Raw genomic sequence first — 25,740 nt, 5'->3', positions numbered from 1 at the left:
GTGCTACACTAAAAGCAGGTCGCTGATGCGACCTGCTTTTTTGTATTTAAAAACAAGTTTTTTAGCCAAAAAAGTAAAACGACAGAAAGGTAAAAATCAATCTGTCACTATCATTTGAAACTGCATCAATTAGAGCGATACCAATTGAAACAGTATCTATTGAAATAATAAGAATTTAAGCGTTCATAATGAGTAACTATTGATTAATTAGGTATCAATATTGAACTTCATCACGCTTTTCGGTAGGATTCGCCGACTCAACAGTCGATTATTGAGCTGCTCTTTTAAACAACCTGTTACTCAGCCCCAATAGTCGAAATTACGTATTATCAAGCTAATTGACTGAGCTAACATGTTCGAATTTCCGCAATTTTCAAAGCACTCTGTAAAAAATGATGTGCTTTCTGGCTTAACCGTTGCCCTTGCATTGGTTCCTGAAGCCGTCGCATTCGCTTTCGTAGCAGGCGTAGACCCAATGGTTGGTCTGTATGCTGCATTTATCGTAGGTTTAATCACATCTGTGTTTGGTGGCCGCCCGGGTATGATCTCTGGTGCTACTGGTGCTATGGCAGTTGTGATGACAAGTCTGGTTATCACTCACGGTGTTCAATACCTATTTGCTGCCATATTACTCGCTGGTATCTTACAGATAGCGGCAGGCATATTTAAGCTCGGTAAATTTATCCGTATGGTGCCACATCCAGTAATGATAGGTTTCGTTAATGGTTTGGCCATTGTTATCTTCTTGGCACAGCTTGGCCAGTTCAAAGCCCCTGACCTTGAAGGTGCGCTAACTTGGCTACCTGGTGATCAAATGATGTTAATGCTCGGTTTGGTCGCATTAACCATGGCTATCATTCACTTTTTACCAAAGTTCACCACAGCTGTTCCTTCCTCGCTTGTCGCGATCGTTACCGTTACTGGCTTAGTCGTAGGCTTGGATTTAGAAACACGTACTGTGGTTGACTTCCTGAGAACAATGAGTGGCGACGAAGCCGCGACATTAGCTGGATCACTACCAACGTTCTCTATCCCAAGCGTCCCAGTTTCTTTTGAAACACTGCAAATCATACTTCCTTATGCCATCATTTTGGCCGCAATTGGTCTGATTGAGTCTCTGCTAACACTAACAGTACTTGATGAGATGACGAACACGCGCGGTCAATCTAACCGTGAATGTGTTGGTCAGGGTATGGCGAATGTGACCTGTTCCATGTTCGGTGCAATGGGCGGCTGTGCAATGATTGGTCAATCTATGATCAACGTAAACTCGGGTGGTCGTGGTCGACTTTCAGGTATTGTTGCTGCATTAGCATTACTCTTCTTCATCCTATTCGCATCCAACCTTATCGAAATGATTCCATTAGCCGCATTGGTTGGTGTGATGTTCATGGTTGTTATCGGTACGTTTGAGTGGGCAACATTCAAACTCGCACGACGTGTACCAAAACAAGACTTCTTTGTTATCGTACTCGTAACGGTAGTGACTGTACTTACCGACCTTGCCGTTGCAGTAGCAGTTGGTGTGATTGCATCTGCATTGATGTTTGCTTGGGAACATGCCAAGCACATTTATGCCACTAGCAAAATTAATGACGAAGGCTCAAAGGAATACCACATTAATGGCCCTATCTTCTTTGGTTCAGCTGCAAACTTCCTAGAGTTATTTGATGCGCCAAATGATCCAGAAGACGTTATTGTTGATTTCGCTGATTCTCGTGTTGCCGACCACTCAGCAATCGAAGCTATTGAAACGTTAGCAGAGCGGTATTCCGCAGCGGGTAAAACCCTTCACTTACGCCATCTAAGCCAAGATTGTCGAGCACTATTAGATAAAGCTGGCAGCCTTGTTGAGATTAACGTAAAAGAAGATCCAAGCTACAAAGTAGCGACCGATATTCTGGCTTAATCACTTCTCGCTAGACGTAAAACGACATAACTAAACCGACGCTAATGCGTCGGTTTTCGTTTATAACTGGCTAAGAAAGCGCGTTAGGGGAGAATTACTTTAAGGAAAAGTTACTTCAAGGAAAATAGCGATAGTGCCCTGTTATTTTATAATCAAACAGCATGTCATCCATTTTCGGTCCCCAACCAATATTGTGAACAATCAGAGGTCTTTTTCCGTCATCTGATTTCTCTTCAACAACAATGCCTATATGAGGTAGGTTTCCAGGTAGCATCCAAGTAACCACATCACCCGGAAGAAAGTTATTGCCTTCATTGGATATCGCTAAGCTTTGCCCGTTACGCTTAAAGAACGCTTTAAGGTTAGGCACCCGACGATGATCAATGTTTTTATCTGGTCTTGATAACCCCCATATTCGCTTCGAGGGGTAGTTATCAAAATTGGCTTTCATATCTTCATGCACTTGCTTTTGAAGGTCTATTCCCAAAGTTCTATAACTTCGTATGATTACATCAGTACAAACGCCTTTATTTGCCGCCACATCACCGTTTGGATAAGGGATACTGACATAGCTACCATCGTATATCACAAAGTGCTCAGTGCGCTCCATTGCCGCATCAACCAATCCACTAGGGGATGTTGAAGTAGAGTGGGCTCCGAAGCTAACGATCATAAGAGAGATTAAGGAACAAAGTTTTATCTTATTTGGCATTATCAAACCGTTGTTTAACCCGTTTTTTTAAGACTACCTTAGTACAACTACTTGCTGTGATAACGAAAAGCAAAATGAGAGTCAAACCCTACAATTATCTCAATCAATGACACTTATTTTTGTCAGTTATGCAGATCTACTCTAAAAGCCGTTGGATAAGGTTGTCGCTGGCGTCTTCGATTAAATCAATAACCACTTCAAAACCATTCTCACCACCATAATATGGGTCTGGTATTTCATCGTATTGATTGTCCCCAAAGCTTAAAAACAGCTTCAATTTATGCTGATATTCTAACGGGCACTGCTGTTGAAGATCGGAAAGGTTTGAGCGGTCAGCAGCTAGGATCAAGTCAAAGTGCTCGAAGTCATCTAACCGAATTTTTCTTGAGGTCATCCCTTTAAAGGAATAGCCCCTTCTCTCCCCAGCTTGCATAGAACGTTGGTCTGGTTTCTCACCACTGTGATAGGCTTCCGTTCCTACAGAATCTACGATCAAATCCAGCCCTTTCTGGCTCGATTTCGCCTTTAAAACAGCTTCTCCGGTTGGAGAACGGCAAATGTTCCCCAAACAAACAACGAGTACTTTTGAAATCTTGTTTGTCATCAGCTTTCCTTATGGTTTTTACCTAGCGTTTGTTACGTTATGATACTCGCATTCAGATCCAGTAAGAAAGGGAAAACCATGTCGGCAGAAGACAGAAAAGAAGAAAGACATAAAGCACGTCAGCAACGAGTTAAAGAAAAAGTTGATGAGCGCATTGCTGCTGCACAAGATGTTAAAGGCATTTTGCTTGTTATCACAGGAAATGGTAAGGGGAAATCAACCTCTGGATTTGGCACCATCTGTCGAGCAGTTGGGCACGGTCTGACTTGCTCTGTAGCCCAATTTATTAAAGGCACTTGGGATAATGGCGAGCGCAATTTGTTAGAAAAGCTTGGCGTAGACTTTCAGGTAATGGGTACTGGTTTTACATGGGAAACACAGAGCCGCGACAAAGACATTAAAGCGGCTCAGATAATATGGCAAGAATGTAAGCGAATGCTCCAAGATGATTCCATCGATGTGGTGCTATTCGATGAAATTACTTACATGGTGACCTACGGTTACATCGAATTAGAAGAAGTCTTGGAAGCATTGAAAAATCGTCCTTTCATGCAATCGGTAGTTATCACTGGCCGCGGTGCTCACAGAGAGCTCATTGAGCTTGCCGATACTGTATCCGAAGTCCGCAATGTTAAGCATGCGTTTGAAAACGGTGTTAAAGCATTGAAAGGGGTTGATTGGTAATCACCTCTGTTTCACGAGTGAATAGGCTCCACTCTCTATAAGTGCTCCCCACAACCTCATGGGAAGCACTTATTCATTTGGAAACTCAAAAATTCTGTCCGAATTTCACAACCTTCTCTCTATACATTGCTAACAGGGCGTTCGTATTCACTTTAGACGCTACCTTCTGCACTGCTCGACCATCGCTTGATTCCCCTTTTATAAGGGTTGTCATCCCCTGCTTTTCTCCATCTGTTGTTACCTCTATCGAGCCCATTTCAAACTCGAATAAATCTGGCTGAACAACGCAGGCGACCGCTGAAGGATCATGCACATGGCAGCCATTAAAACCGACAACTGACGCATAAAACTTCAGATAGAATCGGCTTACATCCCATATAAACTCACCCACTTGCCCTGCGTCTTCTTTTAATGACCTGAAATAATCGTCATCAAATACACTGGACTCTGTAACATCTAGCCCGATTATTGAAATAGGCCATGAGGCAGAAAACACTCTTTGAGCGGCATGAGGATCATCATGAATATTGGCTTCAGCGTGAGGAGTAACATTGCCTCGATGGTTGTTTAACCCAAATGCACCGCCCATAATCACCACCTCTTTGACTAAGGACGTGATGCTTTCGTCCTCTTCCAGAGCAAGTGCAAGGTTTGTTAATGGTCCAACCGCAACAAGCGTTATTTCACCGGGGTTTTCTTTAAGCGTATCGATAATGTAGCGATAAGCGGGCTTGTTAATGATTCCTCCGATGTCCACTCCAGAAACATCGACATCACCAAAGCCACTTTCACCGTGTACATGCGAAGACGGACCAGCAGGTTTCCTTTCTAACGGTCCCTCTGCACCTTTTGCAATATCGCAAGTAAATTGAAATGTGTTCTTTAAAAACTGGGCATTACGAGTGCTGTTCTCGATAGTAGCATTGCCAAAAACAGTCGTAATACCAATCAAATTAATGTCGGAGTGTGCCTCTGCAAATAGCAAAGCCATGGAATCATCGATACCAGGATCGGTATCTAGAATGATTTTTTTTACCATACAGTTCATACCTTTGTCGCATTATTAAACTTATCATAAACACAAATTTTCATATCGCTTGTGATGAGAATCACGCTCCAAAGGATAGGATTTTATTGCAATAAAAAAGCGCACTGTCTTGCGAGACAGTGCGCTTTTTATAAAACTATTTGTCTTTTAATTGAATAAGCCTTTAAGCAGCTTATCTGCGATATCTTTAGATTGATCAGGTTTAACCTTATCCCCTAACAATTTTTTGATTCCGCGCTCCGCTTCTTTCTTCGCTTTTTGTTTCAGGACATCGTCGAAAACCAATTTGAATTTAGGATCATCCCACGCTCCTGTTATCTGCACAGGGATCGTAACATCTTTCAAGTCATCGATAGTTTCCCCGCCTTGCCCTTTTAAAGACCCAACGATCGATGTGCGAATCAGCATATCTACATTTTGCTTGATATAGTTGGCGTTTCCTTTACCTGTAATACGCAGCAGCGGGGATTGCATATTGAGATTATCTGTAGATACGACGCCTTTATTCAGCTTCAACGTGGCTGTCATTGCGGAAAAATCGGTTTTCTCCACATTTTCTACTGTGGATACATCCTGCCCTTTAAACTTCGCATAATTCGTGCGAATAAGGTGAGGCAAGTTGACACCATACACAGCACCGTCCGCAAAGTTGATTTTTACCGTACCTTTTAGGTTTTCTTGCAGCGCTGTAGGCTTCAAGCTTTGACCATTTAACGCCAGATCAATATTGCCCGTACCTTCTAACAAATTGTTATCGATAACATCGATCATCAGAGGCTGTACTTTTACCCCTTTCACTCCACCATTAATACTATAAGAAGGAGTGGATTTTCTTGCATCCAACCTTGCTTTGGTCGAGATACTTCCTTCGTATAAGTTGGCACTAAAACGTGAAAGATCGAGAACACCATTTTTCAACGTGAACTGAGTCGTAACCTTTTGCAATTTCGCATTGTTCGCTTTGAACTTATCAATAACCAGCTTTCCTTTAGCATTAACTAGTTTCAAAGCACTTAAATCAGGTTCAACTTCTGGCGCTTTAGGCGCTTCTTTACCCGCAGATGTATCATTACCCTCTGGGGATCCACCAGCACCGGACTCTTTCGGTTGTGTATTCAAGCCAAGGAATGCGTCCAAGTCGATATTCGGGCTATGCAAATTGAAATTGACTTGAGGGATCGCAGACAAAGTTACACTGGCGTCACCGTCAAGTTGAATGTCATTTGCTGTCAGTTTGGTTAACGCCAATGCTAAATGACTTTTCTTAACGTCAAATGTCACACCTGCATCTAAGTCTACTTTCATTGGTGATTGAGGAAGTGCATCTCCTTCTAAGTTGTTTGATAACTTAATTTTCTGCACTTTAATCTTAGAAATAGCTTTGTCGACAACTACACTCAATGTGCCCTCTGAATCCACTTTCAATCCTGCCAAATCGCCAGCAAGTTGGTAAGAAAGATCGTTAGATTTATCAAAAGCAAACGTCGCTAAATCCAAGCGAAATTGTTCGACCTTGTTTGTTGGATCACTAAACGAAGCATCAACGCCTAACTTACGCAGTTGGTAGTCTTGAAAGTCTTCTGAAAGGAAGAATTCGGTTCCACCTTTAGCGGCGAAATTCTGTTGTTGGTTTTGTCCACTCACATCAAATTCAATACTATTCCACTCTCCAAGAGCAAAAGCGGGCAGAGAAAGTGTTGCCTTAGCGTTTAGCCCTAAAGATTTATCTTCCACTCCTGCATCCAGATCGACGTTTCGCAATTCATACTGTTTAAGATCTTGAGAGAGTTTGAATTCCACTTGCCCTTCAGCAGAGAAACTCTGTTGATTCTGTGCTCCTGTTACATCAAATGTCAGCTTACTCCACTGGCCAAATTCAAATTCTGACAACGAAGCATTGGCATCACTGAGTGTTAACAAGCTTCCTACCTGCTTATCTGATACCGTCACTTTTGCATTGGAAATGGTAATGCCAGCAACAGATACTTGCCATTGCTCAAGTGCTGAAGGTTCAGTGCTCGTCTCTGGGCTTTGGGAAGTTGGAGCTGTTTCTGGCTGGTTTTCAACTTTGACAGGGTCACTTTGACCAGATTGAGTAAGAGCATCCAGATTAGAACGCCCATCTTTTAGTGTTTCTAGCGCCACTTCCGCACCATCAAGAATCACATTACCAATAACAAGTTGATTGCTTAGTAGCGGTGTCACTTCAATGGCCAAGCCCACTTGCTCGACTTTTAACAAATTGGGTGATGAAAAGCCTTCTGGATTTCTTAATTCTGTTTGACCAACACTAAACCCCAAGCTAGGAAAAAGTTGCCAACCAATATCCCCTTCAATCACTAGTGTCATTCCAGTGTTCTTCTGAACCTGTTCGACAATCATGGGTTTAAATTGATTGGGGTTAACAAAAATAATGAGGGCAAGTAGAGCAACAACAATCAAAGTGATTGGTACTGCAATGAAAAGAAGTAGCTTCTTCATCCTGGATTCCTTGAATCTGCGACCGGAGATATATTTAAATTACCTCAAACATACAAAAGTGGCGCATAATGCGCCACTTTTTGTTATGAATTTTTTCCGATTTATCAGAACTTTGACAATCCTGAGTCACCGCACCGCTTAGCTTTTTAGTAGTTTGGCGATATGTGCTTTCAAAACGTCAATCGCAATTCTGTTTTTGCCACCACGAGGAACAATGATGTCGGCATATTGCTTAGAAGGCTCAATGAATTGCATGAACATAGGACGAACCGTGTCTTGGTATTGCTTAAGCACAGATTCCATAGAGCGACCACGGTCTTCTACATCGCGTTTTACGCGGCGAAGTAAACAGATATCTAATGGTGTATCCATGAAGACTGTCGCGTGCATTAAATCGCGTAAACGTGGATCCGTAAGAAGAAGAATACCTTCCAAGATGATCACTTTTTTAGGCGTTAACGACGTTGTAGTCGCTGTGCGTGTATGTTCTGGGTAACTGTACTCGGGTACTTCTACCGCATTCCCTTGAATCAATTGCTCTAGGTGCTTACAAAGCAAATCGTGATCAAGCGCATTTGGGTGGTCATAATTGGTTTTTTCACGCTCTTCCATGCTCAGATGACTTTGATCTTTGTAGTAGCAATCTTCCGTAATCACACCAATATGATCGTCACCGACTTTCGCACGAAGTTCGTTGTAGATTGTACTCGCGATTAAGCTCTTTCCTGAGGCAGAAGCGCCAGCAATTCCCACGATGACGCATTGATTGTTATTAGACATGTATAGCACCTGATACTAATTTGGTAGCTGAGTTGGGTTAAACCGCCCGATTATAGGGAGATACAATACTTAATACCAGTATAGAGTGTCGAAATTATCATTAATATCTATTGGTAATAAGCAATAACATGCATTGTTGTTTGGTTTTCAAGCAGAGTATTCGAAGGTATGTTTTTGGAGGAAAAAATATTGCACTGATTGCATAACTAAGAATCGTTAACCAAAGTACTTTAAACTCTTCGGCTAACGTTTCATTTTTAGACAAGATTAGAGAAATTATTACAAATTCACTTTAATGAAGATGTCGCTTTATTACACTGCAACAAAGCTTATTGCATCTGGCTTGGCTTTACCTTGCCAATACAAACGGCTTACAACGGTTTCAGCTAGCGAGCGGTAAATATCGGAATGAGGTGATTCAGGGCGAGATACGACAGTCGGTGCACCATTGTCCAGATCTTCTCTAACGGAAATATGCAGTGGAATTTGTGCCAGCAGTGCCAAACCAAACTCTTGAGCCATTTGACTTGCGCCACCATCGCCAAATATATGTTCTTTCTCACCACAATGGCTGCATATGTGGTAACTCATATTTTCAACCATGCCTAATACAGGTACATCGACCTTTTCAAACATAGCCGCCCCTTTACGTGTATCGGCTAACGCAAGATCTTGCGGAGTTGTCACTATCAAAGAACCTGTCACTGGAATCTGTTGCGACAGCGTAAGCTGAATATCACCTGTTCCTGGCGGCATATCGATAACAAGATAATCCAAATCCGGCCATTCTGTTTCGTTAAGCAGTTGGGCTAACGCTTTAGAAGCCATGGGACCACGCCAAATGGCGGCATCGGAATCATCGACAAGATAGCCAATTGAGTTGGTATAAACCCCATGTGCCTGTACGGGCTGCATCCATTTATTGTCTCGGACATCCGGCTTTTTCCCTTGAGTGCCCAGCATAATAGGAACGGAAGGACCATAGATATCCGCATCCAACATTCCAACCTTCGCGCCAGAAACACTGAGCGCCATCGCCAAGTTCACAGCTGTCGTTGACTTACCTACGCCTCCTTTTGCAGACGTAACTGCGATGATATTCTTAACACCTTTTACTTCAGCTAACACCGTGGTTTGCATCGATTTTACATTACCTACGATGTTGTATTCAAAAGCAGGTATAGAACTGGATTTAATTTGATCTTCGATCCAATTTTTCAGGCTTTGCTGCAGCGCTTTATTGATAAATGGAATCTCAATCTTAATCACACCACTCGCCAAAACAGACACAATTCCAGGAGTCTGGCTCCATCCATCGATCAGCATTGGATGTCGGTATTGTCCTAGCCACTGGCACAGGGCTTCTTTTGATTGAAATTGTTCCATATTACCTCCAATTATTTTTGTCCATCCTAACACTTCATTCTTTAGCAAAGAACCCTGAAAAAACTAGGATATACGCCTAGTCTGCGGGTTGGAGTAAGCTGCTGCTTAAGGTACTATTAGCGGCTATCACATTAATACCTATCTAAAGCGAATAACAAGTATGGCAACCGATCCAAAAAACCTTACTACAAGGAAAATACTGGTAACTTGTGCCCTACCGTATGCAAACGGTTCTATCCACCTTGGACATATGCTTGAGCATATCCAAGCGGATATCTGGGTTCGTTATCAGCGCCTTCGTGGCAACACTGTTAATTTCATCTGTGCAGACGATGCTCACGGCACGCCAATTATGCTTAAAGCACAACAGATGGGTATTACGCCAGAAGAGATGATCGCTGCTGTAAGTGAAGAGCACCAAAAAGATTTCGCTGGATTTGATATCAGCTTTGACAACTACCACAGCACGCATTCTGAAGAGAACCGTGAGCTGGCTTCTCACATTTACCTGCAGCTCAAGAAAAATGGTTTCATTTCCAGCCGTACAATTTCTCAGTTGTTTGATCCAGAGAAGGAAATGTTCTTACCAGACCGTTTCGTAAAAGGCACGTGCCCGAAATGTAAGTCTGATGATCAATACGGTGATAACTGCGACAACTGTGGTGAAACCTACAGCCCAACAGAGCTTATTGATCCGAAGTCTGCTGTATCGGGGTCGACCCCCATTATGAAAGACTCTGAACACTTCTTCTTCGACCTGCCTCAATTTGAGAGCATGTTAAAAGAATGGACTCGCTCTGGTTCGCTGCAATCTGAAACTGCCAACAAAATGCAGGAATGGTTCGAATCCGGTTTGCAGCAGTGGGATATCTCTCGCGATGCGCCGTATTTCGGCTTTGAAATTCCAGGTGAGAAAAACAAATTCTTCTACGTTTGGCTAGACGCCCCTATCGGCTACATGGGTTCGTTCAAAAACCTATGTGACAAGCGTGATGATTTGGATTTCGACGAATACTGGAAGAAAGACAGCAACGCAGAGCTTTACCACTTCATCGGAAAAGACATCGTTTACTTCCACAGCCTATTCTGGCCAGCAATGCTAGAAGGTTCTGGATTCCGCAAACCAAACAACGTATTCGTACATGGTTACGTTACGGTGAACGGTGCGAAGATGTCCAAGTCGAAGGGGACGTTTGTCAAAGCGAGTACTTACCTAGATCACCTAGATCCAGAATGCCTGCGCTACTACTACGCTGCGAAGCTAAACAGCCGCATAGACGACTTAGATCTCAACCTTGAAGACTTCACTCAACGTGTTAACGCTGACGTCGTGAACAAGATTGTAAACCTTGCTTCTCGTAACGCTGGCTTTATTACGAAACGTTTTGAAGGCAAACTTTCAGATGATTTCGCTGAACCAGAACTCTACAGTGAGTTCGTATCAGCAGCAGATCGCATCGCAGAGCTGTATGAATCACGTGAATTTAGCCGTGCAATTCGTGAAGTGACGGCACTTGCTGATAAAGCAAACCAATACGTCGATGAAAAGGCACCTTGGGTTGTCGCTAAAGAAGAAGGCAAAGACAAAGAACTTCAAGACATCTGCTCCGTCGGTATTAACTTGTTCCGAGTTCTGATGATTTACCTAAAGCCGGTAATGCCAGCACTTGCCGATCGCACTGAAGGCTTCTTGAATGATGAGCTAACGTGGGAAGGCATTGCACAGCCATTAACGAGCCATGAAATCACGAAGTTCAAAGCACTATTCAACCGAATCGATCCTAAGAAAGTAGAAGCGATGGTTGAAGCGTCTAAAGAAGTTGCGGCAGCGGAAAAAGCCGTTGCTGAAAAATCTCAAGAAGCGCAAACAGAAACTGAGCTGAGCAAAGACCCAATTGCAGATGAAATCGAATTTGATGATTTTGCTAAAGTGGACTTACGCATTGCGAAAATCGTTGAGTGCGAAGAAGTGCCAAAAGCAAATAAATTGCTTAAGCTGACACTCGACATTGGTGGCGAAACTCGTCAAGTATTCTCAGGTATCAAGTCAGCCTACAAGCCGGAAGACCTTGTTGGTAAGTACACGGTTATGGTTGCAAACCTAAAACCTCGCAAGATGAAATTCGGTATGTCTGAAGGAATGGTTCTCGCAGCGGGTCCTGGAGGCAGTGATTTATGGTTACTTGAGCCGCATGAAGGTGCTAAACCTGGCATGCGAGTGATGTAAGTGACTACACCTTACCTTGTAAGTAACTGCACCTTGCAAGTAACTGCACCTTGCAAGTAACTGCACACTAAATTTAAAACCGCCTACTTTGCAGGCGGTTTTTTTATATCCATTCACCTAATCACCTAATCATCGTAATTTTTTCAAAGACCGACTTCACGTAAAACCACTCCCCCAATTGGTGCAATTGCACTACTCCTAGACATGACCTGAAAAACGAATAAATCTAATTCTTTGATTTTAAATAAATAAAAATTTGGCACTGAGTATGCACTCTATAGACTAATCATCTTGGGGAGGTGTGCATGTTTATACTAATCAGCTTAACGGTTATATCCGTTTGTATCGTAGCGTTGTTTCTACGCAGCCAAGCAAAGGCAGAAAATGACCAACGCCACCTCGACGGTCTGCACCTATTGCGTCAAATTATTCAATTATGCCGAGCACATCGTACATTGACACATCAAGTACTTACCGAAGGTAATCAAGCATCACACGCAACGTTAAAGTCCTTATTCAAGTTAAAAGAACAAATCAAATCACTCGCCGTACAAGCTAAAAAAATCAGCGAGAACTCAAATAAAGCAAAATATCGCGTGCTACTAATCAACCTAACTTTGATGTGTAAAGAGTGGAGAACCCATAGCGTCAATCGTAACCAAGTATCACACGGTAAAGTCATCCGCCAATGCCTCTACCTAATGGACGAGTCCATCATCACTTGGATGATTGAAGCTTATCGTGACGACATGACAGATCAGTATCACCATGACTGGCAGTTGATTTGCGAAGCTATGGAATGTCTAACGCAACTGAGGGTATGTATTCAGGGGATTGAAACAGAAGCAGGAAAACGACGTTACCTGCATTACGGACATTTAATTCAAAGGCGGCTAACCCAAATAGGCTTGAGTTGTGCCGTTCCTGTTTCATCCGATGTCCAACTAAAACTAAACGATGTATTAAGCGCTCTTACAGAAGAATCTAGCGACCATGAATTCATCGATACGGAAAGCCTATACAAACTCACCAATGGGATATCAGCATTCTTGTTTAGTGCTTACGACTACGTTATCAGCTCTATCTGCGAAGAACTCTATGAGCCGTTACCGGAAATATTACCTTTAAACCACCTCAATGCTCGTCATTCACAAGCTTCCCTTTAGAGCCGATGAACAGCCATATGCCCGAGAATGAAAAAACCCGCCAAAAGCGGGTTATGAATATCTATTTCTCTAAACGACAATTGCTTTAAGCGACAACGCTTTAACTGTCGTCTTCGGTAAAGTTCGTCGGTAGTGTCACCTTCATCTTATTCCAGATTTGTGCACTTTCAAGCCCGTAATGACGAATAACAATCGGTAATTGTTCACGAGAACCTGACTCGCATACTTCATGCAATTGTTTGTAGAAGTTCAATGCAAGATCTCGTGCTTCAGGGTTAGAGAAGTAATAGCTACCGACGCGATCATACAACTTCTTCAGACCATTAAAGATAAGCCCGTAGATCTGGTTTCCGGAATGGAAGGCAAGGCGTTGGAACAACATGTAATCGTAAAAGTTGAACGTTTTGGCAATCAAAATAGCTTGACGCTTTTCTTCATCTTTTTCGTTGTCATCTTTTACGTTAGCACGAATTTTATCGGCGTAAGGCGACGCTTCAACAAACGTATCCCAATTATCCGATTCTAATAGCTGTTCACACGAATCAATCACACCTTGAATTGTCTTTAACGACGTTTCTTTATTAGCTTTAAAGGCATAACGCATAAAGATTGGGCTGATATTGGTACGTGCAGCAAGAAGATCTTCAACAATACTGGTTGCGTTATCCGCATCCAAGGTCATTAGCGTATCTAGAATATGCAGACCCGAGGTTTCCATAAATTGGTTAACTTTGGTCGGTTTACCATGCTGAATGGTTAGCCACCCATCACGAGCAAGACGCTGCAATACTTCTCTTAACGTCGTTCTTGTTACGCCAATCAATTCAGAAAGCTCGCGCTCTGCCGGTAGGATAGAGCCAGGAGGGAAGCGCCCCTTCCAAATACTTTCAATAATGTACTTCTCAGCAAAACCTGCTGGGCTTTTTGCCTTTATAACCATGAATTCGGGTTTCCGGTGCATTTATAACGTAAAATTGCACTCATCATACCACTACTTGCACAATTCAGAAAATAACCCTGTGTATTCCTGCTTTGTTTGTGAGATTACGCGTTAGATTTTTTTATTCTGAGATAGATTAGCGCACTCATTGTGAGTCAAATCTCATTTTTCAACAATTTTAACAATCAAGCAACGAAATAAAATACTTACCCGAAGCATGAAAATGACTTAATTTTACATGGAAATTTACCCTAATTTCGGCAAAAACACCTGCAGTTTACCGCTAAAGTGCTTTATTTTGATGGTTAAGTCAGGCAAGGGTAAAAGTGTAAGCAGAAGTTAAAGTTCGTACTATTCTATGAATCGATGTCGCTAGTTCTTGATAAAAAAGCCTGTCAATTTAACTATTTTAAACATTTTTAGGTTGACTAAATATTACGTAGGAGTAGAGTTGCGGTCGAAAGTATAGGAGTGCTTGTCTTTCTCAAGGAGTGACTTGGCAAGGCTACAGAGGTTTCCATCGAAGTTGTTTTCCTAAGTCACTGTTTAAGATATGATTTTTTATGAAATTCCGCATTTCATAGTCAGGGATCGAGACACACTCTCAGTGTCGAATTTACAATAAAAGAGTCTTATCATGCCGATGTCACTCGGAAACGCGTTCATTAAGAACTTTCTTGGCAAAGCACCTGATTGGTACAAGCTTGCCATTATTGCCTTTCTTATTATTAACCCAATTGTATTTTACTTTGTAGATCCGTTCATTGCCGGTTGGATGCTCATCATCGAGTTTATCTTTACATTGGCTATGGCTTTAAAATGCTACCCACTTCAGCCTGGTGGTCTTTTAGCTATTCAAGCGGTTGCGATTGGGATGACCAGCCCAAATCAGGTTTATCATGAATTAGAAGCGAACCTTCCGGTTCTTCTTTTGTTAGTGTTCATGGTTGCGGGTATCTACTTCATGAAGGAGCTTTTGCTCTTCATCTTTACGAAGATACTGCTTGGTGTGCGCTCTAAGGTTATGCTATCTGTAGCGTTCTGCTTTGTTTCTGCCTTCCTTTCAGCATTTCTTGATGCTCTAACGGTTATCGCCGTTGTAATTTCTGTGGCCGTTGGCTTCTATTCGATATATCACAAAGTAGCCTCAGGTAAGGGCTCTCAAGCTAACCACGACCACACTAGTGATGACCACTTGTGTGAAGTTACTCGTGATGACTTAGAAAACTACCGTTCATTTTTACGCTCTCTACTTATGCATGCCGGCGTCGGTACGGCTCTGGGTGGAGTAATGACGATGGTAGGTGAGCCTCAAAACCTGATCATTGCAGACCAAGCAAGTTGGCAGTTTGGTGAGTTCATGATTCGCATGTTGCCTGTGACTCTACCCGTATTCTTCTGCGGACTGATTACCTGTGCTTTAGTTGAGAAGTTTAAAGTATGTGGCTACGGCACGGATTTACCTGCAAGCGTTAGAAAAATTCTAGTGGACTTCGATAACGAGCAACGTAAGCGCCGAAATAAACAAGATATTGCGAAACTTGTTATCCAAGGCTTAATTGCACTATGGCTTATCGTTGGTCTGATGTTCCACTTAGCGGAAGTCGGATTAATCGGCTTAAGTGTCATCATTCTAGCTACAGCATTCACAGGGGTTATTGAAGAGCACTCTCTAGGTAAAGCATTTGAAGAAGCGCTGCCGTTTACCGCCCTTCTCGCTGTTTTCTTTGCTGTTGTTGCTGTCATCATCGACCAAGAGCTGTTTAAGCCAGTAATCGATGCTGTACTCGCCTTGGAAGGTGGCCAGCAAATGATCATGTTCTATATCGCGAATGGCTTGCTTTCTATGGTGTCTGACAATGTATTTGTCGGCACGGTTTACATCAACGAAGTTAAATCCGCTCTTGTTGAAGGCATAATTACTCGTGATCAATTCGACTTACTAGCTGTTGCGATCAATACGGGAACTAACCTTCCTTCTGTCGCGACACCAAACGGCCAAGCTGCATTCTTGTTCTTGCTGACTTCAGCGTTAGCACCGCTTATTCGTTTGTCTTACGGTCGCATGGTTATTATGGCACTGCCGTACACCTTTGTTCTTGCTATTGTGGGTTTGTTCGGTATCGCATTCCTGCTTGAGCCATTTACAGCAAGTTTCTATGAGATGGGGTGGATATCTCATCATGTAGGCGAAGCGGTAAGTTCGTCACAGGGACATTAATTTTTTTGTTGAATAGAGAACTTATTCAAGATAAAAAGCTCTGAGTTATCAGAGCTTTTTTATAAGGATACATTACCTTGAACGCTTTATATGCAATCAAACAATTTTCAGAGAGTCGCCTGTCATGGCTTATTCTGCTGATTTCTATCGTGGCACTGGAAGCTACGGCTTTGTACTTTCAGCACGTTATGATGTTGGCTCCATGTGTAATGTGTATTTACGAGCGCGTTGCTATGATGGGAGTGGGCTTCGCGGCTATTTTGGGTATGCTAAATCCTAAAAACGTCATCGTTCGTTGGCTCGGATTTTTTGGATGGGGAGCCAGCGCTTATAAAGGCTTAATGCTTTCGCTACAGCATGTCGATTATCAATTTAACCCTTCCCCTTTTGCTACATGCGATATTTTCGTCTCTTTCCCTGAGTGGGCACCACTTCATGAGTGGATGCCATCGGTATTCAACGCATATGGCGATTGCAGTAAGGTTGTGTGGCAATTCCTAACACTGTCTATGCCTCAATGGTTAGTCGTTATTTTTGCTGGTATGTTGGTTGCGTTGGCGGTTGTGGTTATTTCTCAATTCGCTAGAAAGCCAAGAACGTTATTTTAAGAATAGATACTACAAGCCTTCGATTTATAAAAATGCTTGAGTATAGGAAGATAAAGCGCCGCATAGGCGCTTTATCTTTTATAGGGGAAGCTAGAGGATAACGATTAAACTAACGACCGCAACATTTCTTAAATTTCTTGCCACTTTCACAAGGACACACGTCATTTCTTCCAACGGTCTTATATGGATTCACGCTTTGTGATTTAGCGCCAGTCATTAGCTCATCAGCCGCCATCGCCACTTCTGAAATCATAATATCCAACTGCGGTAACAGATCTTCTAATCGAGGGGGATTATCTACCCCTGCCTGTTTCATTTGCTCACGGGTTTGCTCTTCGTCAATCCCCAACATAAATGTGGTAAGCAGGGCTTGTAACATCCGCGCAGTACCGTCAGAAACTTGTGATTCAAGCCATTGTTCTTCAATGATGGGCCACACCGACATGAAGCCTTCAGAGAAATCGGCAAACGCTTCTTTGTCATTCGCCCATTCAGACGGTCTATATTCACTAGACTTTATAGACGCATACTGGTTGTTTATTTGATCAACTATCTGCTTCTCTATCTCTTCAGCTTGTATTTCAGGTAACCATTTTTTGGGCTCCAGCGGTTGAGTCGCGAAGTTAGCAGCCAGCACTGCACCCTCGTAAAAATAGGCATTTTCACCATCGTAACCATTCGGCAGAGAAATCAGTTGGTACATTTTGTTTATCTTGTTTCTGTATGTTGGTGGGGATTATACCCAAGTCATATGAAGAAACCAGATACCGCTGTTTTACTTGTCTAATCACCACCAGTTTTGCATTCAATAAGCTTCTCGCATACAATCGCGCAGCCCTAAAACAAGGTAAAAATTATGCGTGTAATACTTGGACCAATGGAAGGCGTATTAGATCATCTAATGCGTGAAATTCTGACCAACATAAACGATTACGACCTGTGCGTTACAGAATTCGTGCGTGTGATTGATCAGCTATTACCAGACCACGTTTTTACCCGTATCTGCCCAGAAATCAATACCGGAAGTAAAACCAAATCGGGTACGCCTGTTCGTACACAATTACTTGGTCAAGAACCCAACTGGATGGCTGAAAATGCCGTTAGAGCCGTAAACCTCGGTTCCGATGGAATTGACCTTAACTTTGGCTGCCCAGCTAAAATGGTTAACAAAAGTAAGGGGGGTGCCGCTTTGTTGCAGCATCCTGAGCTGATTTATCAAGTGGTTAAAGCGTGCCGAGAGGCCATAGATCCAATCGTCCCAGTCACAGCAAAAATTCGGTTAGGATGGGAAGACCCGAATGATTGCTTTGAAATCGTCGATGCCATTACACAAGCCGGTGCTAACGAGATCACGGTACATGCTAGAACGAAATCAGGGGGTTACAAAGCCAGTGAAATCAAATGGGAATACTTAGCGAAGCTAAAACAGAAAGCCCGTATCCCTTTGATCGCAAATGGTGAGATATGGAATTACGCAGATGGGCAACGCTGTATTGAAATGTCGGGAATCGACTCACTTATGGTTTGTCGAGGTGCCTTCAACGTGCCTAACCTTGGAAATGTAGTAAAGCACAATCACCAACCTATGCCGTGGCACGACGTCGTTGACCTGCTACTTCAGTATTCAGAATATGAAATCCAAGGTGACAAAGGGCTGTACTACCCTAACCGAGTAAAACAGTGGTTTTCTTATCTGAGACAAGAGTACCCTGAAGCTGCGGCCTTGTTCCGTGACATCCGCACCTTTAATAAAGCGGCTCCGATTGTAGATCACATACAGCGATACCGAGATACAATACAGAGTGTGAGTACAATTTGATCACGACATATACTCTGCAAAATGAAAAATAGCGAAAGGAAAGCCACTCTCACTATTTTCCATTTAAGGTACTAAAGCGTCCTCAAAAGATCACCTGATTTTTTCCAGACTCTTTTGCATGGTAGAGCTTTTTATCTGCAGACTTAACCAAATCTTTCAAGCTTGCCTGCTCTCGATGATCTTCGACACACACGCCGCCAGATAAAGAAAAACCGCACTCAAGAAGCTCATGGGATTGACTGGCGACTTGCTTTTGAATTCGATGAGCAATGTCGACAATAAGCTGCGGGCTATTCGCTCTTATGTATACGACAAACTCCTCCCCCCCAAATCGAGACACTGCATCCATTTCCCTTAATACAGCACGCATCTGATCGGCGACAAAGCAGATCACTTCGTCTCCTTTTTCATGACCATATGTGTCGTTTATCTTCTTGAAGTTATCAATATCAAATACTGCAATACCTTCAAACTGATAACGACACGGCTTTTTAAATTCAATTTCCAGTCCTCTCCGATTAAGTAGCCCTGTCATTGAATCTTTTTCAGCTAAATTTTGAAAGTAACGGCGCTCGAAGTTCAAATTCAAATAAAACAGGCTGATCACGGTTAAAATGTAGATAATCGCAATGATGAAGACAGCATTCCGTTCTTCATGGAGTAAAGACAATAACTCATCGGCAAAATCTGACTCATAAAACAGCGTATGCTCAAACGCCACCCCTTGAATAGATAACGGGTACACAAAGTTTCTATCACGTACGGTGTGAAGCTGCTCGTTGTGCACCAAGTGCAATCTTTCACTCAGTGAAGACCCCGAACTCAAAAGTAGATCGGTTTTTATCTCTAGCGACACTACACCTTTAAAATCCTCTCCCTGACTAACGGGCAAAGACAACGTGAGCACCCTTTCTAGCTCATTTGCGTTTTCAACTGGACCTGTAACGGTTATCGAATCTGAATTGCGGCTGGTCAAATACCAGAATGGTTGAGATTTAAAATGCTCAATTGAAGATCGATCAATATTTTTCGCTAAAGTATCAGGGGAAGAAATAACTAGCCCCTCTTCCGCAACGTAATAAATACCCAATATATGTTCGTCAAGATCGTGTAGGAATGACAGCATCGGCGCTAAATCCATCATTTCTACTGCGTGTCTATTTAATGCAGAACCTCGACGACACATTGATTGGTCGCCCGAGATCATATAACTAATATCCACCGCAGGGATGTTTAGGTTTTTATCCTGTGCTAGAACCAGCGCTTCGATTGGCCAAACATGGCAGACACCATTATTGACTTGAGAGTTATGCTGAAAGTGAGGAAAGTTTTCGTTCTGATAGTGAGTAGAAAGAGTGTAATCAAGCGAAGTCAGAATTTTCACCGAACGATGAATGGCGTTTTCAACCCGTTTATATTCGCGCTCTACCCTTTTTTCATTTCGTTCGAAGTAATTTATAGCCACCATCAACAACATGCCAATAGCAAATATTGCTGGGATGAGAAATACATATCTTAAACTCATGTGCTGGGTCGACATCATATGAACCCCAGACAAAAATAAAGTGTTTTAAAACACATACTAAAATAACGCGCCAATTTTGAACGAAAGCGCAATATTAACAGCATCTTAATAAAAGAAAAAACCCTCTTTATGCTAAAGAGGGTTTACGTTTACGTTGAGTGACTTATCTCTTAAGAAAAGAATTAATTTAGCAATAAGCTATCATCAGCAAGTTCCTCACCACGTACTTTAGAGAACATTTCGAGTAAGTCAGGGACAGACATGTTTGCTCGTTCATCTCCGGCAACATCCAACACAACCTCACCTTGGTGGAGCATGACCGTTCTATCACCACACGCTAACGCGTCTTTCATAGAGTGAGTAACCATCATTACCGTTAAGTTGAATTCATTCACAATTCGCTTCGTCAAATCGATAATGAATGCCGCCATACGAGGATCCAGTGCAGCGGTGTGTTCATCTAAAAGTAGAAGTTTACTCTCGGATAACGTTGCCATAACGAGACTAACAGCTTGACGCTGCCCACCCGATAACAAACCAATGTTATCCCCTAACCTGTCCTCTAAGCCTAAACCCAGAATACTGATGCGCTCTTGGAACAGTTTTCTTCGTTTTGATGATAAAGAAAAGCTCCACCCGCGACGTTTACCACGCATATAGGCTAACGCCATATTTTCTTCAATGGTGAGATCGCCACATGTACCAGCCAGCGGGTCTTGAAACACTCGTGCACATTGGCTCGCGCGTTGGTCAACGGTTTGGCGAGTCACGTCAACGTTATCAATGATGACACTGCCACCCGCCATTGGTGTTTCACCAGTTACGGCCCCAAGCAAGGTAGATTTACCCGCACCATTGGAACCAATAACGGTAAGGAATTCATGTTCAGGAACAGTAAGAGAGACACCTCTTAAGGCTCTGTTTTCTAAAATAGTACCTGCATTAAAGGTAACTTGAATATTGTCGAGCTGGATCATGCTACCTCCTTAGATTCAGCCTTTGCAGGCTTACCGCCCTTTTTTGCGTTAAGGTTTCCTTTCAGTTTTGGCGCAATCAGAGCCAAAGCAACCAACACTGCAGTGACAAGGTTCAAGTCTGAAGCTTGCAGCCCAAACATACCTGTACTTAATGCAAATGCCACTGCAAGCCTATAGAGTACCGAACCAACGATAACGGCTAAAACCGCCACCCAAATTTTGCGGCCAGGGATTAGCGTCTGCCCAAGTATAACTGCCGCTAAACCAACAACTATGGTACCCACCCCCGAAGTGACATCTGCAAAGCTGTTTGTTTGAGCAAACAATGCCCCAGAAAATCCAACGAAGCCATTTGATAACGCTAAGCCGAAATAGGTATAAAATGCCGTGCTCGCACCTTGCGATGCCACCATTCTTGCATTAACACCTGTCGCTCTAAGACCTAACCCAAAATCACTATTTAGAAGACGTACAACAAAAATTGCCGACAGTAAAACCAATACCCCAACAACAATTGGACGCACGTACATTGAATCGCCTAAGGCTTCAAATGGCGTAAGGATTGTATTTTCGCCTATCAACGCCATATTCGGTCGACCCATAATACGGATATTGATAGAAAACGCGGCGATCATGGTTAATATTGAGGCTAAAAGATGCAGTATTCCGCATTTCACGGCTAAGAACGCCGTAACCCATCCCGTTGCTGCACCTGCAATAATTGCCATGCCTGTTGCAACCCACGGGTCAATTCCTGCCACAATAGCAGTAGCAGCAACAGCAGCCCCCATCGGGAAGCTACCATCTACACTCAAATCCGGAAAATCTAGAACTCTAAACGTTAAGTAAACACCCAGTGCGACCAATCCATAAACGAGCCCAATTTCAAGGGCTCCAAAAAATGCAAAAGCAGACATAACAACTCCCTTTCTGCTTGATATAAAAAGCCCGAATAGCGAGCACTATTCGGGCTTAGTGTTATTATTTTACGCTAGTTGCACGATCCAGAACGGAATTAGGAATGGTAAGACCAATCTTTTCAGCAGCAGTTTTGTTCACAACAAGGTCAGAACCTTTTGCCACGTTCACATCTAGGCTACCCGGTTCCGCACCTTCTAAAATAGCGGCTACATAATCAGCCGTTTGTACACCGACTTGGTAGTAATCAAAACCTAAGCTTGCCACTGCTCCCTTCTCAACATAAGAGGTAGCGCCGCCGAGAACTGGTGTTTTCGCTTGATTCGCCGCGACGATCATGCCTTCAATGGCACTCGCAACGGTGTTATCTGTAGGGGCATAAATTACATCAGATTTAGCGGAAATGGCTTGAGTTGCCGATTGAACATCCGCACTTTTTAGAGCCGTCGCTTCAACAACTTTGAGACCTTTTGCATCCGCTGCTTCTTTCAAAAGCTCTACAAGAGTAACCGCATTCGCTTCACCTGGGTTATACACCACACCGATAGATTTAGCGTTTGGTAAAATCTCTTGGATTAAGTCAACGTGTTGAGCAACAGGCGATAAATCAGATAAGCCTGTGACGTTTTTGCCTGGCTTTTTCATGCTGCCTACCAGCTTAGCGCCAACAGGGTCGGTTACCGCAGTGAATACAACCGGAATAGAGCGAGTTGAAGAAACCAAGGCTTGTGCAGTTGGCGTAGCAATACCAACCAATACGTCTGGGTTTTCACCAACAAACTGGCGTGCTATCTGTACCGCGATCGCCGGATTACCTTGTGCTGTACGATATTCAAATTCTAGGTTTTTCCCTTCCACATAACCCTTTTCTTTAAGACCATCGAGCAAACCCTGACGTGTCGCGTCCAGAGCGGGATGCTCTACGATTTGTGATACGGCAACTTTCGCCGTTTTAGCAATAACACCTGTAGAGGAAAGTAACGCTGCACCGGCAATACACGCGGTAGCAATGATTTGACTTGCTTTCATCTTGACTCCTTGATTCAGCAGTAAAGTTGTTGTGATGTTGTGGCTGCCAATCTCCTGGCGGCTTACTTGTTTTATTTCTTTGATTCTAAGTACTCTAAATGGTGCACCTGTGGTGTGGTGACCTACTCATAAGTCTAGGAAATCTGAAACAAACAGCTACTAATTATAGTTTCTATATTTTGTACGCGCTTATTTACGCATATGTACACATTTTTACCAGTAAGGCTCAGTAAAGGGAAGAGAGGATTAACAACAAAGTAACAAAACGTGAAATTTGCGTTAACCAGCACACAAAACCACGATATTTAAGAGTGAGCAAAGTAATATTCTTATCATTTGAATAAAAAACAGACGATGTATTTTTAATCAATAACTCAAAATAAATCTTAGCTAATGAAATTGACTTTTATAAATAGAAATGAAAGAAGCCGTGCAGTTTTACATGCTGAATTGGGACAAGCGTACGTGGGACATGATTACAGATCGTTAATAAGACAACAAAAAAAGGAGGCTGGAATCAAACGACCCTAGCCTCCTTTCAGGAATTTACTTTAGGGTCTACTGGTAAGAAACCGACCTATCAAAAATCTATCTGATTTTAAAACCAGCGCTCCAACGCAGATTTATCAAGCTGCCTAAACGCACGATTGAGGGTTACGGCCAGTTCTTTGTATCGTGGTTTGCTTTTTATTGGCTCGAGCGCGCCGCCGGCTTCAATAATTTTCTGATGAATTTCTCGGTACCAGCTTGCAAGTGCGGGCGGAAGCTGTGTATTAGAACGGTTACCCAACCACCACATACCCTGTAGAGGAAGGCTAATCGCAAATAAAGCCATCACAATGGCTTGAGGCATCGCTTGCTGGTTTTCAAACACCATTTGCATCAGCACGCTGATCGCAGCGACAGCTGGCATCACTTTGACACCAAATTTTGTTGCCTTAATGATGCGTTGTTCTGGAAAAAGAGGGGTCAGCTCCTTTCGCACAGGCCAAGTATCCATGTATTTTTGACCATCTTTCAAACTATGGATGAGCCCGACTTTATTGTTCACACCAACCTCTCACTAAAATAAATTGACAATCTTTAAAAAAAAGCTGCAAAAAAATTGATTCTAGTTAAAATGCACTCAAATTTTTTTGTTATCTTGGGTCATTATCGCTATCCTTAGCAAACCCTCAATCTCATTGTTGCTGTTATTTACAATTTAGGCAACCGTGAGTGTTATTTGCAAGGAAGCGTATTCGCGTTGATTAAAGTATCAATGCGTCCAACGATACGGAATTTCAAGTATTTTTTGACCAAGCGTAATTTGTCTTTTCAAAAAGACATTTATGCTTGCGATTGATTTTCATCCTTAACTGATTCTTTTATCAGACGAATAACAGGTAGTCACTCATGTCTAAGCTAGTTTTAGTTTTAAACTGCGGTAGTTCTTCACTTAAGTTTGCAATTGTTGATGCAGCAAACGGCGACGAGCACCTTACAGGTCTTGCTGAATGTCTTCATCTTCCAGAAGCTCGCATCAAGTGGAAACTTGATGGAAAGCACGAAGCACAACTAGGTAATGGTGCTGCGCACGATGAAGCGTTGTCTTTCATTGTTGAAACTATTCTTGCTTCAAAACCTGAGCTTGCAGATCAAATGAAAGCAATTGGTCACCGTGTAGTGCACGGCGGCGAGCAATTTACTCAATCTGCATTGATTGATGATGCCGTTCTTAAAGGTATTGAAGATTGTGCAGCATTAGCACCTCTTCACAACCCAGCAGCAATCATCGGCATCAAGGCTGCACAAAAAGCCTTCCCAAGCCTACCAATGACCGCTGTATTCGATACCGCATTCCACCAAACTATGCCAGAAGAAGCTTACCTATACGCACTTCCGTACAACTTGTACAAAGAGCACGGTATCCGCCGTTACGGCATGCACGGTACTTCTCACCTATTTATCGCTCGTGAAACAGCTGAGCGTTTGGGTAAACCAGCAGACGAATTGAACATCATTAACTGCCACCTAGGTAACGGTGCATCAGTTTGTGCAATCAAGAACGGTAAGTCTGTTGATACTTCAATGGGTCTGACTCCGCTTGAAGGCTTAGTGATGGGTACTCGTTGTGGTGATATCGACCCAGCCATCATCTTCCACCTTCACGATGCACTTGGTTACTCAGTAGAGCAAATCAACACCATGCTAACAAAAGAGTCTGGTCTTGCTGGTCTGACAGAAGTCACTTCAGATTGCCGTTTTGTTGAAGACAACTACGGTGAAAAAGAAGAAGCGACACGTGCAATGGATGTATTCTGTCACCGTCTAGCGAAATACGTTGCAGGTTACACAGCAACACTTGAAGGTCGTCTAGATGCTATCGTATTTACTGGCGGTATCGGTGAAAACTCTGGCCCAATCCGTGAAATGGTTCTAAACCGTCTTGGCGTATTCGGCATCGAAGTTGATGAAGCAGCAAACCTAAAAGCACGTTTTGGTAAAGAAGGCACCATTACTAAAGCAGAAAGCCGTATCCCTGCAATGGTTGTATCAACAAATGAAGAGCTTGTTATTGCTGAAGACACTGCGCGTTTAGCAGGTCTATAATAAACTGACTTTTACTGGCTAACGTGCCGATGAGTGCGTTTAGCCAGTTCTTATTTTCAGCTTTGGGAACATTCTAGCTTCGCAAAGCATTTACCTGATAGTGATAGGAATCCC

At 42.8% G+C, this 25,740-nt stretch carries 21 protein-coding genes; 8 read left to right on the top strand and 13 right to left on the bottom strand.

Translation table 11 applies throughout. From position 1 onward, the window contains the following. The first annotated feature begins 352 nt into the window (after nt 1–352). Nucleotides 353–1,909 carry a SulP family inorganic anion transporter gene (locus CW749_RS17830; protein ID WP_101113622.1) on the top strand — a complete coding sequence of 519 codons (1,557 nt, stop codon included), beginning with the start codon at nt 353–355 and terminating at the stop codon, nt 1,907–1,909. Nucleotides 1,910–2,024: 115 nt separating this feature from the next. Here the strand turns inward: CW749_RS17830 and CW749_RS17825 are convergent, their stop codons facing one another. Both CW749_RS17825 and CW749_RS17820 read right to left on the bottom strand, forming a co-directional pair. Further along, nucleotides 2,025–2,621: a DUF1287 domain-containing protein gene (locus CW749_RS17825; protein WP_180958434.1), complete on the bottom strand. Its 597-nt coding sequence runs from the start codon at nt 2,619–2,621 to the stop codon at nt 2,025–2,027. A 136-nt stretch (nt 2,622–2,757) separates the two neighbouring features. Then, the gene (locus CW749_RS17820; protein ID WP_101113645.1) at nt 2,758–3,213 is read right to left on the bottom strand and encodes a low molecular weight protein-tyrosine-phosphatase; all 456 of its coding nucleotides are present in this window, start codon (nt 3,211–3,213) and stop codon (nt 2,758–2,760) included. A 90-nt stretch (nt 3,214–3,303) separates the two neighbouring features. Here CW749_RS17820 and cobO point away from each other — a divergent pair, with 90 nt between their 5' ends. Next, complete coding sequence (gene cobO, locus CW749_RS17815; RefSeq protein WP_101113621.1) at nt 3,304–3,909, top strand: cob(I)yrinic acid a,c-diamide adenosyltransferase; 606 nt, start codon at nt 3,304–3,306, stop codon at nt 3,907–3,909. An 85-nt stretch (nt 3,910–3,994) separates the two neighbouring features. On the opposite strand, the gene CW749_RS17810 is transcribed toward cobO, so the two are convergent. The 4 genes from CW749_RS17810 to apbC all read right to left on the bottom strand — a co-directional run bounded on the left by CW749_RS17810 (nt 3,995) and on the right by apbC (nt 9,604). After that, nucleotides 3,995–4,948 (bottom strand): nucleoside hydrolase, encoded by a 954-nt coding sequence (locus CW749_RS17810; protein ID WP_101113620.1) that lies wholly within the window; start codon nt 4,946–4,948, stop codon nt 3,995–3,997. Between the two features lie 156 nt (nt 4,949–5,104). Next, a complete protein-coding gene (locus CW749_RS17805; RefSeq protein WP_101113619.1) occupies nt 5,105–7,438 on the bottom strand; it encodes an AsmA family protein in 2,334 nt (777 codons plus the stop codon). Between the two features lie 138 nt (nt 7,439–7,576). Then, complete coding sequence (gene udk, locus CW749_RS17800; protein WP_101113618.1) at nt 7,577–8,218, bottom strand: uridine kinase; 642 nt, start codon at nt 8,216–8,218, stop codon at nt 7,577–7,579. A 312-nt stretch (nt 8,219–8,530) separates the two neighbouring features. Next, nucleotides 8,531–9,604, bottom strand: coding sequence for an iron-sulfur cluster carrier protein ApbC (apbC, locus tag CW749_RS17795; RefSeq protein ID WP_101113617.1), 1,074 nt, complete (start codon nt 9,602–9,604; stop codon nt 8,531–8,533). A gap of 160 nt (nt 9,605–9,764) precedes the next feature. On the opposite strand from apbC, the gene metG reads away from it, so the two are divergent. Further along, nucleotides 9,765–11,831, top strand: a complete 2,067-nt coding sequence (metG, locus tag CW749_RS17790) for a methionine--tRNA ligase (RefSeq protein WP_101113616.1) — start codon at nt 9,765–9,767, stop codon at nt 11,829–11,831. Nucleotides 11,832–12,136: 305 nt separating this feature from the next. Beyond that, nucleotides 12,137–12,997, top strand: a complete 861-nt coding sequence (locus CW749_RS17785; RefSeq protein WP_101113615.1) for a hypothetical protein — start codon at nt 12,137–12,139, stop codon at nt 12,995–12,997. A 100-nt stretch (nt 12,998–13,097) separates the two neighbouring features. On the opposite strand, the gene fadR is transcribed toward CW749_RS17785, so the two are convergent. Beyond that, nucleotides 13,098–13,937, bottom strand: a complete 840-nt coding sequence (fadR, locus tag CW749_RS17780; RefSeq protein ID WP_101113614.1) for a fatty acid metabolism transcriptional regulator FadR — start codon at nt 13,935–13,937, stop codon at nt 13,098–13,100. 637 nt (nt 13,938–14,574) lie between these two features. Between fadR and nhaB the strand changes: the two genes are divergently transcribed. Both nhaB and dsbB read left to right on the top strand, forming a co-directional pair. Continuing rightward, a complete protein-coding gene (gene nhaB / locus CW749_RS17775; protein ID WP_101113613.1) occupies nt 14,575–16,158 on the top strand; it encodes a Na(+)/H(+) antiporter NhaB in 1,584 nt (527 codons plus the stop codon). 77 nt (nt 16,159–16,235) lie between these two features. Further along, nucleotides 16,236–16,766, top strand: coding sequence for a disulfide bond formation protein DsbB (gene dsbB / locus CW749_RS17770; RefSeq protein WP_101113612.1), 531 nt, complete (start codon nt 16,236–16,238; stop codon nt 16,764–16,766). Between the two features lie 109 nt (nt 16,767–16,875). On the opposite strand, the gene CW749_RS17765 is transcribed toward dsbB, so the two are convergent. Beyond that, nucleotides 16,876–17,469 (bottom strand): SEC-C metal-binding domain-containing protein, encoded by a 594-nt coding sequence (locus CW749_RS17765; RefSeq protein WP_101113611.1) that lies wholly within the window; start codon nt 17,467–17,469, stop codon nt 16,876–16,878. A 153-nt stretch (nt 17,470–17,622) separates the two neighbouring features. Here CW749_RS17765 and dusC point away from each other — a divergent pair, with 153 nt between their 5' ends. Then, the gene (gene dusC / locus CW749_RS17760; RefSeq protein WP_101113610.1) at nt 17,623–18,585 is read left to right on the top strand and encodes a tRNA dihydrouridine(16) synthase DusC; all 963 of its coding nucleotides are present in this window, start codon (nt 17,623–17,625) and stop codon (nt 18,583–18,585) included. An 82-nt stretch (nt 18,586–18,667) separates the two neighbouring features. Here the strand turns inward: dusC and CW749_RS17755 are convergent, their stop codons facing one another. From CW749_RS17755 to yfbV, 5 genes are all read right to left on the bottom strand, one after another. Further along, a complete protein-coding gene (locus CW749_RS17755; protein WP_101113609.1) occupies nt 18,668–20,128 on the bottom strand; it encodes a sensor domain-containing diguanylate cyclase in 1,461 nt (486 codons plus the stop codon). 164 nt (nt 20,129–20,292) lie between these two features. Beyond that, nucleotides 20,293–21,087, bottom strand: a complete 795-nt coding sequence (locus CW749_RS17750) for an ABC transporter ATP-binding protein (RefSeq protein ID WP_101113608.1) — start codon at nt 21,085–21,087, stop codon at nt 20,293–20,295. Further along, the gene (locus tag CW749_RS17745) at nt 21,084–22,004 is read right to left on the bottom strand and encodes an ABC transporter permease (protein ID WP_101113607.1); all 921 of its coding nucleotides are present in this window, start codon (nt 22,002–22,004) and stop codon (nt 21,084–21,086) included. Before CW749_RS17745 ends, CW749_RS17750 begins: the two co-directional genes overlap by 4 nt. Nucleotides 22,005–22,068: 64 nt before the next feature. After that, nucleotides 22,069–23,034: an ABC transporter substrate-binding protein gene (locus CW749_RS17740; protein ID WP_101113606.1), complete on the bottom strand. Its 966-nt coding sequence runs from the start codon at nt 23,032–23,034 to the stop codon at nt 22,069–22,071. A gap of 598 nt (nt 23,035–23,632) precedes the next feature. Next, nucleotides 23,633–24,085 (bottom strand): terminus macrodomain insulation protein YfbV, encoded by a 453-nt coding sequence (yfbV, locus tag CW749_RS17735; RefSeq protein ID WP_101113605.1) that lies wholly within the window; start codon nt 24,083–24,085, stop codon nt 23,633–23,635. A 344-nt stretch (nt 24,086–24,429) separates the two neighbouring features. Between yfbV and CW749_RS17730 the strand changes: the two genes are divergently transcribed. Next, complete coding sequence (locus CW749_RS17730) at nt 24,430–25,626, top strand: acetate kinase (RefSeq protein WP_101113604.1); 1,197 nt, start codon at nt 24,430–24,432, stop codon at nt 25,624–25,626. The last annotated feature ends 114 nt before the right edge of the window (nt 25,627–25,740 follow it).

It is taken from the genome of Vibrio sp. vnigr-6D03 (assembly GCF_002835515.1).
Lineage (GTDB): Bacteria > Pseudomonadota > Gammaproteobacteria > Enterobacterales > Vibrionaceae > Vibrio > Vibrio penaeicida.
Note: the sequence above shows the minus strand (reverse complement) of the source record. Positions and strands in the feature narration are given on the sequence as shown.

What these genes read in the sequence shown, in the direction of transcription:
- CW749_RS17830 (WP_101113622.1), top strand. Translation starts at nt 353, where the DNA reads ATGTTCGAATTTCCGCAATTTTCAAAGCACTCTGTAAAAAATGATGTG.
- CW749_RS17825 (WP_180958434.1), bottom strand. Translation starts at nt 2,621, where the DNA reads ATGCCAAATAAGATAAAACTTTGTTCCTTAATCTCTCTTATGATCGTT.
- cobO (WP_101113621.1), top strand. Translation starts at nt 3,304, where the DNA reads ATGTCGGCAGAAGACAGAAAAGAAGAAAGACATAAAGCACGTCAGCAA.
- CW749_RS17810 (WP_101113620.1), bottom strand. Translation starts at nt 4,948, where the DNA reads ATGGTAAAAAAAATCATTCTAGATACCGATCCTGGTATCGATGATTCC.
- CW749_RS17805 (WP_101113619.1), bottom strand. Translation starts at nt 7,438, where the DNA reads ATGAAGAAGCTACTTCTTTTCATTGCAGTACCAATCACTTTGATTGTT.
- udk (WP_101113618.1), bottom strand. Translation starts at nt 8,218, where the DNA reads ATGTCTAATAACAATCAATGCGTCATCGTGGGAATTGCTGGCGCTTCT.
- apbC (WP_101113617.1), bottom strand. Translation starts at nt 9,604, where the DNA reads ATGGAACAATTTCAATCAAAAGAAGCCCTGTGCCAGTGGCTAGGACAA.
- metG (WP_101113616.1), top strand. Translation starts at nt 9,765, where the DNA reads ATGGCAACCGATCCAAAAAACCTTACTACAAGGAAAATACTGGTAACT.
- CW749_RS17785 (WP_101113615.1), top strand. Translation starts at nt 12,137, where the DNA reads ATGTTTATACTAATCAGCTTAACGGTTATATCCGTTTGTATCGTAGCG.
- fadR (WP_101113614.1), bottom strand. Translation starts at nt 13,937, where the DNA reads ATGGTTATAAAGGCAAAAAGCCCAGCAGGTTTTGCTGAGAAGTACATT.
- nhaB (WP_101113613.1), top strand. Translation starts at nt 14,575, where the DNA reads ATGCCGATGTCACTCGGAAACGCGTTCATTAAGAACTTTCTTGGCAAA.
- CW749_RS17765 (WP_101113611.1), bottom strand. Translation starts at nt 17,469, where the DNA reads ATGTACCAACTGATTTCTCTGCCGAATGGTTACGATGGTGAAAATGCC.
- dusC (WP_101113610.1), top strand. Translation starts at nt 17,623, where the DNA reads ATGCGTGTAATACTTGGACCAATGGAAGGCGTATTAGATCATCTAATG.
- CW749_RS17755 (WP_101113609.1), bottom strand. Translation starts at nt 20,128, where the DNA reads ATGATGTCGACCCAGCACATGAGTTTAAGATATGTATTTCTCATCCCA.
- CW749_RS17750 (WP_101113608.1), bottom strand. Translation starts at nt 21,087, where the DNA reads ATGATCCAGCTCGACAATATTCAAGTTACCTTTAATGCAGGTACTATT.
- CW749_RS17745 (WP_101113607.1), bottom strand. Translation starts at nt 22,004, where the DNA reads ATGTCTGCTTTTGCATTTTTTGGAGCCCTTGAAATTGGGCTCGTTTAT.
- CW749_RS17740 (WP_101113606.1), bottom strand. Translation starts at nt 23,034, where the DNA reads ATGAAAGCAAGTCAAATCATTGCTACCGCGTGTATTGCCGGTGCAGCG.
- CW749_RS17730 (WP_101113604.1), top strand. Translation starts at nt 24,430, where the DNA reads ATGTCTAAGCTAGTTTTAGTTTTAAACTGCGGTAGTTCTTCACTTAAG.